Source organism: Moraxella atlantae NBRC 14588, from assembly GCF_001591265.1.
GTDB lineage: Bacteria > Pseudomonadota > Gammaproteobacteria > Pseudomonadales > Moraxellaceae > Faucicola > Faucicola atlantae.
Genome location: NZ_BCUL01000007.1, coordinates 75,576 through 90,532 on the forward strand (window position 1 = coordinate 75,576; position 14,957 = coordinate 90,532).

The 14,957-nt window shown below is 47.6% G+C and carries 15 protein-coding genes; 11 read left to right on the forward strand and 4 right to left on the reverse strand.

Annotation, left to right across the window (positions count from 1 at the left end):
• Positions 1-5: 5 nt before the first annotated feature.
• Positions 6-608, reverse strand: a complete 603-nt coding sequence (locus tag MA2_RS05860; protein WP_067057878.1) for a septal ring lytic transglycosylase RlpA family protein — start codon at positions 606-608, stop codon at positions 6-8.
• A 502-nt stretch (positions 609-1,110) separates the two neighbouring features.
• Between MA2_RS05860 and MA2_RS05865 the strand changes: the two genes are divergently transcribed.
• The 8 genes from MA2_RS05865 to argJ all read left to right on the forward strand — a co-directional run bounded on the left by MA2_RS05865 (position 1,111) and on the right by argJ (position 7,607).
• Positions 1,111-1,413, forward strand: a complete 303-nt coding sequence (locus MA2_RS05865) for an HU family DNA-binding protein (protein ID WP_067057967.1) — start codon at positions 1,111-1,113, stop codon at positions 1,411-1,413.
• A 188-nt stretch (positions 1,414-1,601) separates the two neighbouring features.
• A complete protein-coding gene (locus MA2_RS05870; protein ID WP_067057881.1) occupies positions 1,602-1,949 on the forward strand; it encodes a lipopolysaccharide assembly protein LapA domain-containing protein in 348 nt (115 codons plus the stop codon).
• A 100-nt stretch (positions 1,950-2,049) separates the two neighbouring features.
• On the forward strand, positions 2,050-2,778 hold the full coding sequence (gene pyrF / locus MA2_RS05875; protein WP_067057883.1) for an orotidine-5'-phosphate decarboxylase: 729 nt from the start codon (positions 2,050-2,052) through the stop codon (positions 2,776-2,778).
• Positions 2,779-2,828: 50 nt separating this feature from the next.
• Complete coding sequence (locus MA2_RS05880; RefSeq protein WP_067057885.1) at positions 2,829-3,623, forward strand: metallophosphoesterase; 795 nt, start codon at positions 2,829-2,831, stop codon at positions 3,621-3,623.
• A 198-nt stretch (positions 3,624-3,821) separates the two neighbouring features.
• Positions 3,822-4,541: a histidine phosphatase family protein gene (locus tag MA2_RS05885; protein WP_079352210.1), complete on the forward strand. Its 720-nt coding sequence runs from the start codon at positions 3,822-3,824 to the stop codon at positions 4,539-4,541.
• A gap of 64 nt (positions 4,542-4,605) precedes the next feature.
• Entirely contained in the window at positions 4,606-5,436 is an 831-nt protein-coding gene (locus tag MA2_RS05890) for a Cof-type HAD-IIB family hydrolase (RefSeq protein WP_067057889.1), read from the forward strand.
• A gap of 73 nt (positions 5,437-5,509) precedes the next feature.
• Positions 5,510-6,322, forward strand: coding sequence for an exodeoxyribonuclease III (xthA, locus tag MA2_RS05895; RefSeq protein ID WP_067057891.1), 813 nt, complete (start codon positions 5,510-5,512; stop codon positions 6,320-6,322).
• 67 nt (positions 6,323-6,389) lie between these two features.
• Positions 6,390-7,607 (forward strand): bifunctional glutamate N-acetyltransferase/amino-acid acetyltransferase ArgJ, encoded by a 1,218-nt coding sequence (gene argJ, locus MA2_RS05900; protein WP_067057894.1) that lies wholly within the window; start codon positions 6,390-6,392, stop codon positions 7,605-7,607.
• 112 nt (positions 7,608-7,719) lie between these two features.
• Here the strand turns inward: argJ and copM are convergent, their stop codons facing one another.
• The 3 genes from copM to MA2_RS05915 all read right to left on the reverse strand — a co-directional run bounded on the left by copM (position 7,720) and on the right by MA2_RS05915 (position 10,320).
• Complete coding sequence (gene copM, locus MA2_RS05905; protein WP_067057895.1) at positions 7,720-8,415, reverse strand: CopM family metallochaperone; 696 nt, start codon at positions 8,413-8,415, stop codon at positions 7,720-7,722.
• A 70-nt stretch (positions 8,416-8,485) separates the two neighbouring features.
• A complete protein-coding gene (locus tag MA2_RS05910) occupies positions 8,486-9,262 on the reverse strand; it encodes a TrmH family RNA methyltransferase (RefSeq protein WP_067057897.1) in 777 nt (258 codons plus the stop codon).
• 80 nt (positions 9,263-9,342) lie between these two features.
• Positions 9,343-10,320, reverse strand: coding sequence for a class 1 fructose-bisphosphatase (locus tag MA2_RS05915; RefSeq protein ID WP_067057970.1), 978 nt, complete (start codon positions 10,318-10,320; stop codon positions 9,343-9,345).
• Positions 10,321-10,462: 142 nt separating this feature from the next.
• Between MA2_RS05915 and MA2_RS11205 the strand changes: the two genes are divergently transcribed.
• The 3 genes from MA2_RS11205 to MA2_RS05930 all read left to right on the forward strand — a co-directional run bounded on the left by MA2_RS11205 (position 10,463) and on the right by MA2_RS05930 (position 14,918).
• On the forward strand, positions 10,463-12,436 hold the full coding sequence (locus MA2_RS11205) for a DNA cytosine methyltransferase (RefSeq protein ID WP_079352208.1): 1,974 nt from the start codon (positions 10,463-10,465) through the stop codon (positions 12,434-12,436).
• 88 nt (positions 12,437-12,524) lie between these two features.
• A complete protein-coding gene (locus MA2_RS05925; protein WP_373279757.1) occupies positions 12,525-13,490 on the forward strand; it encodes an aspartate carbamoyltransferase catalytic subunit in 966 nt (321 codons plus the stop codon).
• 267 nt (positions 13,491-13,757) lie between these two features.
• Positions 13,758-14,918: a dihydroorotase gene (locus tag MA2_RS05930; protein WP_067057901.1), complete on the forward strand. Its 1,161-nt coding sequence runs from the start codon at positions 13,758-13,760 to the stop codon at positions 14,916-14,918.
• Positions 14,919-14,957 lie beyond the last annotated feature (39 nt).

The window sequence follows — 14,957 nt, forward strand, 5'->3', positions numbered from 1 at the left end:
TAAAATTATAAACCTGCGGGGTCGGCAACGCGCTCAATCAAGACATCGCCTGAACCTGCATTGCTGATACCGATTTGCTTAGCAGCGGCATAGGATAAATCCACCACACGGTTACCTGAAAATGGCTTGCGGTCATTGACTTTTACCACCACGCTTTTGCCATTGGACTTGTTGGTTACTTTGATATAGCAATTCATCGGTAATGACGCATGAGCAGCGGTTAGGGCGTTTTGGTCAAAGGTATCGCCGTTGGTGGTTTTACCACCATGAAATTGCCGCCCGTAGGACGATGCTATACCTGATTGGGTAAAGCGGCTAACCGTATTTGATGCAATCGCCGTCAAGCGCGATAACACATCGCTGTCGCCATCGTTGGTTGGCGCAGGTTTGGCTTGGCTAAATAGCGGACTGCTAAGTGCAAGTGAGGTATTGGCAGGCTGGCGCGCGGATTTAACCAAATCTGAAGCATTGTTGTGCTGACGAGATAACTCGGTGAGCACGTAGTCTAAATTGAGTGAATCTGCCGCTTGCGCGTGCATCATGCTACTTGCTAAGATTAAACCGCTCAACCATTTTACGTTGCGCGTTTTTTGACCATCTGCATTCATACAAACCTCAATATTGAGTTAGGACAGGCAAGCGCGATCACGCCACCAACCTCGTTTATCTGCTGCATTTCGCTGCAACATTCATGCCAAGCTGCGATTTTCTCATAGTTCGGCTCAGCCAAATTAGCCAAAGCCAGTCTATAAATTGGGCAAATATCCACACATTTCAACCCAATAGGCTTTGATTATTAGGACTGTATTATATCACTAAACAATCTTTAAGAAACAGTTTTAGAGCGTTTTTTAAGCAGTACCCATGTGCTTAATACCCATGTGCTTAAATCGCCAAACTCATGCAATTAACAAACAAAATTTTATCAATAAAACCAAATTGCATGAAAATCTTGTGGGTAAATGTATAGGCGTTTGCTTAAAATTTGATTATACTATGTAGCAATTGGTATGTTTTTGTAAGCTTAACACAGGCTAACATGAGCCAAACCAATTAGATAGTTAAGCAGTTAAATTGGGACACCTACAAGTGTGTATTGTGGCAGGGCGTATGCAAAAAGTTGTCAATAAATCGGATCTAATCGCAAATTTGACCAGCCAGTGCGATGGCTTAGAAGAGCAGGTGGTCGAAGATGCGGCGCAAAAACTGTTTGATTTGATGGCGCAAACTTTATGCCGTGACGGGCGCATTGAGGTGCGCGGTTTTGGCAGTTTTTGTTTGCACTATCGCGATGCCCGTACCGCGCGCAATCCTAAAACGGGCAAAAAAGTTGAAGTCAAAGCCACGGCTATTCCGCACTTTAAGCCTGGTAAAGCATTGCGCGAACAAGTCAATAAATTCGACAAAGCATGATACACCAAAGCTGTGATGGGTGAGTTTGGTAAACACTTGTCACAAAAACACGTTGTCATGTTACGCTATGCTTGCGCTAAACTATGTATAATTAGATTATTTATAACAGGTTTAAATAACAGATTAAAAAATCACAACATTGTGGTTGTTAAAATTGGTTTAGCCAATCATTGTTTGAGGATACCTATATGCGCGTTATCATGTCGATTTTGTTGGGTTTAATCATTGCTTATGGGCTGTTTTTGGTATTTGCTAATAGCCAGCCTGTGATGGTGAACTTGTTATTTAGTACCGTGCCGCAGATGGCATTGGGTTTGATGCTGATTTTGACTTTATTATTGGGTTTGTTGGCTGGGATTTTGATGTCACTGATGTTATTTCGTGTGTTTCAAATTCGTGCCGAGAACCAACGCCTATTGCGTGATTTGGCAGCAGCTCAGCAAAAATTGGTTGAAACCCAAAGCAATTATGAGCAGCACCTCAACCAAAGCCGCAATGCAGGTATTCCGCTGTCGGTGAATAATCCTACTGTTTAGACGCTGATTGCTACCATACAAATGTTGTTTAAAAATGGCTTATCGATGTATTAAGCCATTTTTTAGATCTAAAGATTTTATTAAGCGATAAAGTGTATCTATGTCTTCTGCTACTCAATCTTTAAGTACCGTGCGCTCGCCGATTATTGTTGCGTTGGATAATATGACTGATAGCCAAGCTTTGGCATTGGCATATAAGTTAGATCCAACGCTCTGCCGCGTTAAAGTTGGCAAAGAATTATTTACCCGTTATGGTGCAGGTTTTGTCCAAGCCTTGCACGGCCGTGGGTTTGAAGTATTTTTGGATTTAAAATTTCATGATATCCCTAACACCACAGCGCAGGCGGTGCTTGCGGCGGCGGACTTGGGTGTGTGGATGGTCAATGTGCACGCCAGTGCAGGCTATACTGCCATGCACGCGGCAAAGCAGCGGCTATTAGACGCAGGCTACCGCACCAAACTGATTGCGGTGACGGTGCTAACGTCGATGACGCAGGCAGATTTGGCAGGTATTGGCGTGACAGCAAGCATTGATGAGCACGTTGAACGCTTAGCAAAGCTCACGCAGCAGGCAGGGCTTGATGGGGTGGTGTGTTCGGCACAAGAGGCGCGGCGATTGCGCCAAGCGTGCGGGCAAAATTTTTTGCTGGTGACACCGGGTATTCGACTGGCGGATGACGCAGCCAATGACCAAAGCCGCATTTGCACACCGCAGCAGGCGTTACAGTTGGGTGCAGATTATTTGGTGATCGGGCGTTCGATCACCCAAGCGCAAGACCCATTGGCAAAATTGGCACAAATTGTTGTCGATTTGCCAGCGCGTGTTTAGATTTTATGTGTTTTGCCTGACAATAGCAGAAAATTAGCAGGATACCATCCATGGCGGCAGTGCGGTTTTTGGTGCTCAGCGATTTGCATATCGATAGCTATGCGCGGCGCGGCTTGCCTGTTGGGCAAATTCCTGACGTGAATTGCGATGCCATCATTGTGGCAGGCGATACGGCAAACAACATCGTGGGCGTCGAATGGCTGATTGCCCAAGCCGAGCGCTTGCAAAAGCCGCTGTTTGTCATCGCAGGTAATCACGATTATTTTGGCGCAGATATCGCCGAGCAAGACGCGATCATGCGTAAACTCACTGCAGGCACACGGGTGACGTTTTTGCAATGTGATGCGGTGGACGTGGCAGGCGTGCGCTTGTTGGGTACAACGTTGTGGACAGATTACACCTACAACGCGCAGCCTGATACGCTAGCTAAGGCAGCGCAAACCATGCGCGATTATCGTGAAATCACCGCGTATGGTCGCCCATTTATGCCTGCCGATAGTGTGGCGCTGCATTTGCAGCAGCGCGCATGGCTCAAAACGGCCTTGCAAAAAGCCGCCGCCGATGGTATGCCAAGCGTGGCAATTACCCATCACAGTGTTAGCCCCTGCTCGGTGTCTGAGCAGTACAAGGATTTTGCCAGTAACGCTGGGTTTGTTACGGATTTAAGTGATTGGATGATAGCAGATTTCGCGCCCAAATTATGGATACACGGGCACACGCATGAAGCGTTTGATTATCAACAAGGACACACGCATGTGGTGGTGAATCCACGTGGCTATCCCAAAGAAGTCAGCAGCACAGGCTTGCTGTTTGATTGGGCAAAAATCGTCAGCGTTGCAGTATAAAACGATCTAATCGCCAATCGTGTGCGCTGATGGTTGCGTGCACCACACCAACCTCCATGAGAATTTTTCACCGATTGGTCACCAAGTCTTGGCAAAATTCCCCCAATTTGCTATAACAGTTATTGATAAACAGTGCTTTATAACCGCGCGCATGACTTACGCGCTCAGATTTTATGGTAGATGGGAGAAAAAGACCACATGCCCCAACGGATTTTGCCTGTGCCTGCCCATTTGCCGCCCAGTATGATTGACTCGGTCAAGCATCTGCCAACGGACAAACGGCTGATTTTGTTTACCCGTCATTCGCTGCGGGTGAGTTCTGATGGGCAGGGCTTTGCCAGCTATGCCTTGCCTTTGACTCCCCAAGGTCGGGTATTGGCGCGCGCGTGGGGCAGTTGGCTGGCGACAAATTTGGATTACTGTTTGGATGTCGATAGCATCAGTAGCCCAATTCAGCGTTGTATTGATACCGCGCTGCTCATGCAAGAAGGGGCAGGCGTGGCGCGTGCGGTGGCAGAGCAAGCGTTACTGGTCGAGCCAGGTAGTCTTGTCACCGAGCCTGAAACGGTCAGCACAGTGTTTCGTGAGATCGGCGCGTTGAATTTTATCAACCGATTTTTGGCACGCCAATTGGCAGGCACCAAAACCCCACAACAAGGCGCGTGGGATATTTTGCGCTTGTTTTATGACCACCAACCCGAGCCTGGGCATTTGTTGTTGGCGGTCAGTCATGATACGTTGCTGGCAGCGTTATTGGCACTGATGCAAGGCGTTGGTGAAATTGATTGGAATGACTGGCCCAAGATGATGGAAGGCGTGTTTTTGTGGTTTGATGATACGCCATTTGAACAGGCGCATGTGCATTTTATTTGGCGTGGGCAGGTGTACGCGCGCAAATTGGCGGCTATTGGGATATGAACCTAAGTGCCGCATTTTTTTCAAACATATTCATGTAAAATTACTACATAGTAAGATTAAAATAATGTCAAATTTAGCTCACCATGACCAGACAACGGTGCCTATTTTAAAACAGCCTCCCAAAATCGTCTTTTTTGATATCGATGATACGTTGTATATCAAAGCAGAACGCCGCATCCCTGATAGCGCGGTGGCAGCGGTACATGGGCTTAAAGCGCGCGGAATTTTGGTAGCCATTGCCACAGGGCGGGCGCGTCGGGTATTACCTGAGCCTGTCGAGCGGTTGGCTAAGGATGTGGGTATTGATTTGTTGGTCACGGTCAATGGGCAGCGCAGCCATTATCGTGGTGAGCCCTTGACCCAATACGCGCTTGCACCTGAACATGTGCAAGCGGTCAGTGCGACACTGGCGCAAGCAGGAATGTCGTATGGCTATATCATGGATGACGCGGTGGTGGCGTTGGCAGAGGATGGGTTGTTTCGCGACACGTTGGCAAAATTGGGTATTGGCTATAGCCGCCTTGCACCAGCGGATTTTGACCCGCAAACGCCTGTGTATCAGATCTTGGCATTTAGTACGGACAATCGCCAACCGCTTGATTTGCCCGAGGGCTTGCGCATTGTGCGCTGGCATGACAGCGGCATTGATATTTTGGATGCGGCAGGCTCAAAAGCGCGTGGTATCGAGCAGGCGCTCAACCACTTGGGCTTAATGTGGGCGGACACATTGGCATTTGGTGACGGCGTGAATGATATCGAGATGCTACAACACGCGGCGTGTGGCGTGGCGATGGGCAATGCACGCGCTGAGCTTAAGGCAGTGGCGGACTATGTGTGCCCACCTGCGTGGGAGGACGGCATTTATCGCGGCTTGCAGGCACTTGGCGTGTTGTGATGTGCTAAAATAGACCATTTGACCTAGGGCGTATGACACAAGCTAGGCATTGATCACATGGAGAATTTGCGCCATGCCGCGTTTTGTTAGCTTTAATATCAACGGTTTACGCGCGCGTCCGCACCAGTTGCAGGCGATACGCGATATCATCGACCCCGATGTAATCGGCTTGCAGGAAACCAAAGTCCACGATGAGGCGTTTCCGCTGGCGATGGTGCGTGATTTGGGCTACCACGTTGAATATTTTGGGCAAAAATCGCATTATGGCGTGGCGTTGCTGTCCAAAACCGCGCCAACGCTGGTGCAAAAGGGCTTTTTGCACGACATGCCCGACAGCCAACGCCGCTTTATCCACGCGCGTTATGACTTTGGCGGCAAACCAATCGATGTTCTAAACGGTTATTTTCCACAAGGCGAAAATCGTGATCACCCGACCAAATTCCCGATGAAGCGTGAATTTTATCAAAATTTAACCAATTATATCAATGATTTACGCAAAAATGGCAGCAGTTTAATTGTCATGGGCGATATGAACATCGCACCTGATGACCTCGACATTGGTATTGGTGAAAAAAACGCCCAACGCTGGCTAAAAAACGGCGTGTGCTCGTTTTTGCCCGAGGAGCGCAGCTGGTATGCCAATTTGATGGCAACCGATTTGCAAGATACTTACCGCACCTTGTACCCAAAGGGCGACGCGCTTAGCTGGTTTGATTATCGCAGCAAGGGTTTTGATGACACACCCAAACGTGGTTTGCGCATTGATCATATCTTGATGTCGCCCGATTTGCGCGACAAACTCAATGGCGCAGGTGTCAGCTATGCTTTACGCGGTATGGAAAAGCCGTCTGATCACGCGCCGATTTGGGCGGATTTTAGCGATTGATTTTTTAAGCTATGGATTGTTGTGTGGCATCGTCTGGTCATGCTAGCAGAATAAAAAGGAAAAAAATATGGCAGTTGGTAACGTTGAACTGGTTAAATTATTACCTATCAAAGGCATTAAAATCGGTATTGCTGAAGCGCACGTGCGCTACCCAAACCGCAAGGATTTAACGGTTTTTGCATTGTGTGAGGGCGCGACCACAGCAGTGGTCACCACACAAAACCAGTTTTGCGCCGCGCCCGTTCAGCTACTGCGCCAGCATTTGCAACACGCAAGCCCACGTTATCTATTGGTCAATACAGGCAACGCCAACGCCGCGACAGGCGAAGATGGCAAACACCGTGCTCTTGCCACTTGCGATGCGTTGGCAAGTCTGACCAACACCACCGCCGCACAAATATTGCCGTATTCTACGGGTGTGATTGGTGAGACCTTGCCCAGTGAGCGTATCATTGCAGGCTTACCCAAAGCCCTGGTAAACCTTGATGAAAATAACTGGTTAGCGGCGGCGCATAGTATCATGACCACTGACACTGTGCCAAAAGGGCATAGTGAGCAGGTAACGATCGAGGGTGTGACATATACCGTGACGGGCATTAGCAAAGGGGCGGGCATGATTCGTCCAAATATGGCGACGATGCTTGGCTTTGTTGCCACCGACGCGGCGATTGCGTCCGATGTGCTACAAACCATGCTGCGTGATAGTGTGGCAATGTCGTTTAACCGCATTACCGTCGATGGTGATACCTCAACCAATGACTGCTGTACGCTGATTGCTACAGGCAAGGCAGATACGGCGATGATAGACAGCACCACGCACCCACACTACGCCGCGGTATATCAGGCCATTGCCAGCGTCATGTTGCGTATTGCCCAGCTTATTGTGCGCGATGGTGAGGGGGCGAGCAAATTTATCACCGTGCAAGTGACAGGCGGCAACACCAGCGATGACTGTGCCAAAGTGGCGTATGCTGTCGCGCATTCGCCTTTGGTTAAGACGGCGTTTTTTGCCAGTGACCCAAATTGGGGGCGGATTTTGGCGGCAGTTGGCTATGCAGGGGTGGATTTAGACCAGACTACGGTCAATGTTTCATTGGATGATGTGCGGATTTGTGAGCGCGGCGGTTTGGCAGATGGTTATACTGAAGATCAGGGAGCGGCGGTGATGAGTCGCCCTGAAATCACCATTCACATTGACTTGGGGCAAGGGCAGGCAAGCGACACGGTATATACCTGTGATTTGTCATACGAGTATGTCAAAATCAACGCGGATTACCGCAGTTAAGTGAGCGATGATTGTTTGGTAATATAAAAAAGAAAAAGGCACAAAATGCGTGCCTTTTGTTTTGGGTTAAACTTATTTGGGCTAAATCCCGTAAACCTAGCCAGCATAGCAGTCAAGAATGACCTTGAGTTTTTAGCCAGTTTTGCATTTGCTCAATCTCGGGGGCTTGCGCGGCTTTGATTTGGCTGGCAAGTTGGCGTATATCGGGGTTGGTGCCATATTGTAATTGCACATTTGCCATATCAATCGCGCCTTGATGGTGCGGGATCATACCTTGGGCAAACGCCACATCGGGGTTAGCCGCCATGATACCGTGCATCATCGCGTCATGGTTGGCTTGGTTGTTGGTTTGATAAGCTTGTGTGATAGCAGCGGCATTGGTGGCAGTCGGTTGGCTGGCTTGGTTGGCGATCAGCCACTGCTGCATATAAGCGATCTCTTTGGTTTGGGCGTCAATGATGGCTTGCGCCAGTGCACGCATTTGTGCGTCTTTGCCGTATTGCAGCTCAATATTTGCCATATCAATCGCGCCTTGATGGTGCGGAATCATACCTTGGACAAACCCTAAGTCAGCATTTTTGGCGTCTATGCCTTTTGCCATTGCTTGGTGCATGGCATGCATGCTGTTCATATAGGCTTTAACGTGTGCAGGCTGATTTTGGCTAGGCGCAGGGTTTGGATGGTGCGCTGTGTGGCGGGGCATGGCTTTGTGATGATCGGTAGGTGACTGGCGATCGGCTGCATATTGGCTACAGCTTGTCATAGCCGCCACTATCAAGGCAAGACTGGCGATAAAAATTTTTTGCATAACAAAATTCCTTGTGCTAAAAGACGCTGAATACATTGTATTCATCTTTGCAAATTTTTACAAATATAAGCTAGGCATAACACCGCTGGCGCAACATCTCATACAAACACAACGCACCTGCCACACCAACGTTGAGGCTTTCTTGTCCGTTTGGCTGCGGCAATGTCAAAGGCTGCGCCTGCGCAAGTAGCTCTGCGCTTACCCCTTGTCCCTCATGCCCAAGTATCAACGCTAGTGGCTGACGCAAATCGGTGTGATATATCACTTTGTCGCTGTGCGAACTGGTGGCAAATAGTGGCACTTTAACTTGGGCAACAATATCAGTCAGACTCACCTGTTCATACATCGTTAGGCTAAATACCGCGCCCATGCTTGCCCGCAAGGTTTTAGGCGACCAGACTGATGCTGTGCCTGTCGTGCAAATAACCGTCGTGACCCCCACCGCCGATGCGGTACGCAGTAGCGTGCCTAAATTGCCATTATCTTGCACGCCATCGATGATTAAGCAATCATCGGTCACATCGTGAATGAACGCTGGTCTTGGCGTGTCGATGATTGCTATGATTGGCAGACTTTCGCCAAGGCTGCGGATCGTTTTGTATAACTCATCGCTAATGGTTAGGATTTTGACGTTGCCAAGGCGGTGTAATAAGCCGTTGATTTCAGCATTTTGCAAGCCTGTTTGGCTGACAATCACAGTGTCGGGCGTAAAATCTGCGTTTAGATACGCGTCCAATAAATGCACGCCCTCAAGCACGGTTTTGCCCAGTTTTTTGCGTTGGCGCGATTGGGTTAGTAAGGCGTGGGCGGTTTTGATGGTGGGATTGTCTTTTGAGGTGATCATCATGGGTTGTTTGTTCAATCCGTCAAACAGGCGACTGCTTAGAGTCACCAACTTTTACGACAAGCAAGTACAATGCGCGCAAATTATTGCGCCGCTTCATGTAACTGCTTGATATAATCCACTTCGTTTTTTGCCCCCAGTACCACAGGCACGCGCTGATGAATGCTGATCGGTGTGATGTCCAAAATGCGCTGCGTCGCATCAGTTGCCTTACCACCTGCTTGCTCAATCAACAATGCCATCGGGTTGGCTTCATACATCAAGCGTAATTTGCCTGCCTTGTTTGGATCTTTGGTATCAAATGGATAGCTAAACACGCCGCCGCGGCACAAAATACGGTGAACATCACCGACCATTGCCGCCACCCAACGCATGTTGTAATCTTTGCCGCGCGCGCCTGTTTTGCCTGCGACCAATTCATCGACATAACGCTGCATGGCAGGCAGCCAATAGCGATAATTGGACGCATTGACCGCGTATTCTTTGGTGTCTGCGTCAATGCTGATGTTTTGTTGGATCAAAACAAATTGATTGCTTTGCGTATCAAGGCTAAACATCGCAACGCCGTTGCCGAGCGTCAATGCCATCACGGTTGAAGTGCCATATAGCACATAACCTGCGGCAAGCTGCGCCGTACCTGCTTGTAAAAAGTCAGCATCTGTTGCGGCGTGCCCTTGGTTGTTGTACGGCAGAATCGAAAAAATCGTGCCCACAGGCATATTGATATCAATATTGCTTGAGCCATCCAACGGATCAAACAGCACCAATAGCGCGCCGCCTGCGTTGGCAGCCACAGCGTTATTCATTTCTTCTGACGCGACACCGGCGCACGCTGTATTTTGCGTCAAAGCGTCCATCAGTAAATCATTGGCAATCACATCAAGTTTTTTTTGTTCTTCGCCTTGTACGTTTTGGTTGCCTGCTTCGCCTTGGATATCGGCAAGTGCACCTTGGCGCAGCAAACGGCTGATTTGTATCGCCACGCGGCTGATATCGCCTATCACTTGGTTGATATTGGCAGATTGGCTGTGCTGGGCTAGGTAATCGGTCAAGGTGGTGATGTTCGTTTGCATGGGACTTTCCTTTTCAATGAGTCTTAATAGGCAGAAATTTTTAGAAAATTGTAGCACGTTTTGAGATGGTTTTTTAATGTTATCATCGCAGATTTGGAGTAGAATAGTCTGAGTTGATAGGGCGTATTTTATGAGTTTTGAGAAAAAATTTACTTTTATTGACTTGTTTGCAGGCATTGGTGGGTTTCATTTGGCGTTGGCAAGTTTGGGCGGTGAGTGTGTGTTTGCCTCCGAAAAAGACCGCTTTGCTCGGCAAACTTATCAACATAATTTTGATACTTCCAAATTTGTGTTTAATGACGATATTCGTAAGCTCTCGCCCCATCAAGTTCCCGATCACGATATTTTATGTGCAGGGTTTCCGTGTCAGCCGTTTTCTCAAGCTGGACTAAAAAAGGGCTTTAGTGATGGAGCGGATTCAGAACGGGGCAATTTATTTTTCTGTATTTTGGATATTTTAGAAGCCAAACAGCCCAATGCTTTTATTTTAGAAAATGTCCGACATTTGGTTAATCATGATGATGGACGCACGTTTGAGATTATTTTAACGTTGCTCAAAAAAGCAGGTTATACGGTATATTATCAAGTGTTAAAAGCCTCTGATTACAATATTCCACAGCATCGCCCACGAGTATTTATTGTCGGGTTTAAAAATGCCGACAACCTACCACGTTTTATATTTCCACCTAAATTGCCTTTAACTTATACCATGTCGGATGTGTTCGGTGAGCCGTGCGAAAAGGATATAGGTTTCACCCTGCGGGTTGGTGGTAAAGGATCGGGAATTGATGATAGACGAAATTGGGAATTTTATCGGGTAGGTGGTGAGGTCAAACGCATAGGCGTCACGGAATCAAAAAAAATGATGGCAATTCCCGATAGTTATGAGTTTCCTGTGTCGAAAACCCAAGCCATGAAACAGCTAGGTAATAGCGTATGCGTTGAAGTGGTGAGACAAGTGGCACAGTCGGTTGTTGGTTATTTACAGCATCACGATATGCATTTTTATCCCAAGAGTACGCAGAAACATAGCCCTATGATAAATAACTCTATGATAAATAGCCATATAATAAAACGTAATAAAGGTGAATTGAGTGAAGTCTACGCGCTATGTAAAGTGATTTTTGAGCAAATTATTCCTTATGGCGATATCAATGCTCATGCCACTGCTGATAGTATTCAAGTGCTAAAAATCCATACCAACCAGTCGCTCATTGATTTGCAGCAAACGCAATTTACAGTAGTAAAAAACGATAAACAAACCAACTATCAATTAGCCGATTTTTTGACGCAAGCGGAGTTAGACCAAATTTTAGCCGATATTAAAGCGGGTAAAAGTACGTTTAGTAGCACCATACTAGACCAAAAAATAGCGATTTTGGGCGAAACTAAAACCAAAGGCACATCCTTAGAAAAAGGTGATATTTCGCTGTCTTTTTTGGATAACAAACAACTGTTTAGCGAACAACAGACCAGTATCAAATCATTTTTGGGCAACTCGCCCACGTTGCTCAATGCCTCACAGGCGACTAATTTTATATATGAAATTCAAGGTATTAGCGCCAACGATATCGATGTAATTAATGCCATTGAAAGTCGATCCAAAATTAAAGACAGATTGCAAAAAATTTATGAATTGGGTGGTTACCTAAGCTTTCGGTCGTGCGAAAACCCAACTTATGAAAGCACCTTACGAAAGGTAGATAGCCAAATGCCCGAAATTTTAGCCCAAGCTTTATTGGCGTTTTTCGCCAAACGCATGGATAACAAATTGAGTAGTTTTCCTAGTAGCCAAATTTCTGACACTGCTAAAGCCGAGCAAATCACTTGCCGTCTAAAAGATTTTGTTAAATCGACGATTTTGGGGATTTTCCCAACCCATGCATGGAACGGTGATTTAACTGCTAATTCGATACTACTGGTAAATGAAAATGGCGAGTTGATTTTTTATCATACCAATCAAGATGCTGTGCTAAAAGCTTTTTTTTATCAACATACTTTTTTTGATACACCTTCTTCCACAAGACACCGTTTTGGCAGCGTATATTTTGAAAATGGTAAATTTTACTTTAAACTTAATTTGCAGCTTAGATTGGCACAATAAATTGGCACAATGAAAAGGCTTAAAAATGAAAATTTTAACCACCCAAACCTCTTTCAACAAAGACCTACAAACCAAACTTGATACCGCCATGAGCCAGCCTGAGCTGATCCCCGAGGGTATTCGGCACTTTATTGGCGTTGAGGGTCTAAGCCGCGCCCAGCTGATGCAAATTTTGGACAAAGCCAATGGCTATTTGCTTGGCGATGGCAAAATCAAAAACAGCGATGAGCTTGACGGCTGTACGGTGATGAACCTGTTTTTTGAAAACTCCACACGCACGCGTACAACATTTGAAGTGGCGGCAAAACGCCTTGGCGCGAACGTCACCAGTATTGATATTGCCAAATCTAGTACGCAAAAAGGCGAAAGCTTGCGCGATACCTTGTGGAATCTTGAGGCCATGACGGCAGACATTTTTGTTGTGCGTCATAGCGCGTCGGGTGCGGCGCACTTTATGGCAACCGAAGTTACGCCCAATATCGCCATCATCAACGGTGGTGACGGTTGGCACGCGCACCCAACGCAAGCGTTGCTTGATATGCTCACCATTCACCGCGAGGCAGCGCGTCCGTTTGAACAGCTACGCGTTGCTATCATTGGTGATATCAAACACAGCCGTGTAGCGCGCTCAGATATTGCCGCGCTCAAAACCTTGGGTACAACCGATATCCGCGTAGTCGCGCCCAAGACCTTGCTGCCTAAGGGCATCGAGCGTTATGGCGTGCAAGTGTTTAATGATTTGGATCAAGCGATTGTGGATTGCGATGTGGTTATTGGCTTACGCATTCAAAACGAGCGCATCGGCTCGCCGCTGCTACCCTCAACCAACGAGTATTTCAAGGCATACGGCATCACGCCCGAACGCCTCAAACGCGCGCGCCCTGACGCGATTGTCATGCACCCAGGTCCGATGAATCGCGGCGTTGAAATTGCCTCAAGTGTTGCCGATGGTGCGCAATCGGTGATTTTAAAACAGGTCAATAACGGTATTGCCATTCGCATGGCGGTGTTGGCCCTCGCCATGCAGGGGCAGCGACAAGCTAGATTGCGCTAAGAAATAAGGTTGTGGCGGCTGCGTCACCACCAAAGCCAAAAAAGCTGTAAGGGTATGCCAAGGTCGGGCAAGACAGCCAAAAAGTTACGGTTGAGCGCCGTACCGATGACTAACAAGATGAAGTGGTTACGCACGGTGTGGTGAGTTTTGCCAATCCTGATGAGAGCCCAACACTTGATGAGACTGACACGCGCGTATTGACTTAACGCTAACGGCGCACCTTATTTTTGCTTCTTTGCTTTATGAAAACGAGATCAAGAGAACCGCATGAAAAATTTACTTCCATCCAACTGGCAATTTGATACCGACCAACTACCCACCGCTACCAATGATAAATGGCTGTTGCCGCCCTTGGTAGACTTGTGCGCGCGTTTGCGTGAACCGGGGCATCAGCAACACGGCACACTCAAATCCGAAGGCAACGCCGCCCGCCAAAACGGCTTTTTACATGTTGTTGTACCACCCGACACCCAACCTGTACTAGAAAACGGATCGCTGCTGGCAGGCTTGCGTGAACGCGCGTACCATGATGCAGGCATTCATCTGCATGTGTTGGGCGCATTGACGGCTGGGCTGGCAGGTGAATTTCCTGCCAATATGCTGGGACTCAAACAAGGCGGTGCCATTGGCGTGACCAATGCACGACGCAGTTTTGCCAATGATGATGTATTGTTACGCGCGCTTGAATACGCTGCCACCTTTGACATTAAGGTGTTTTTTTACCCCGATGAGCCAAGTCTGTCCAAAAATGGCGTGGCACATGATGGCTATATTGCCTCGTATCACGGCTTGGCAGGCATTCCGTGGATTGCCGAAACCGTCGCCCTTGCCAAACAGTTGTTGATTGTCGAGGAAACAGGCGTATCAGCGCATTTTAGCCAGCTGACTTGTAAGTCTTCGATGGATTTAATCCGCTGGGCAAAACAACGTGGTTTGCCAATTACCTGTGATGTTGCCATGCATCAGTTGCACTTGACCGATGATGCGCTGATTGGCTTTAATGCGTTAGCCTATGTCTTGCCGCCTTTACGCAGCAACACCGACCAAAAGGCACTGCTTGAGGGCTTGCAAGATGGCACGATTGATGCAATTTGTAGCCACCATGAGCCACTGGCAAAAACCGCCAAGCAAGCCCCATTTGCCGAATGTCAGCCCGGCATTAGCACATTAGACACGTTTATGGCATTGGGTTGCCAGCTGGTGCGTGACGGTATCTTGACCGCCGAGCAACTGATCGAAAAAATTGCCATCAATCCTGCGCGCATTGCAGGCATTGAGTCGCAATGGCGTGATATTGGTGGTGCGGTATTGGTTGATCCCAATCAAGCTTGGCAAGTCACGGCGGATACCATGCATTCGGCAGGCAAGAACACGCCGTTTATTGGTAGTACACTGGTAGGACGAGTTGATCAACTATTTTTTAATTAATATTTTTATATAAATTAAAAATTCTTGATTTCACAAAGT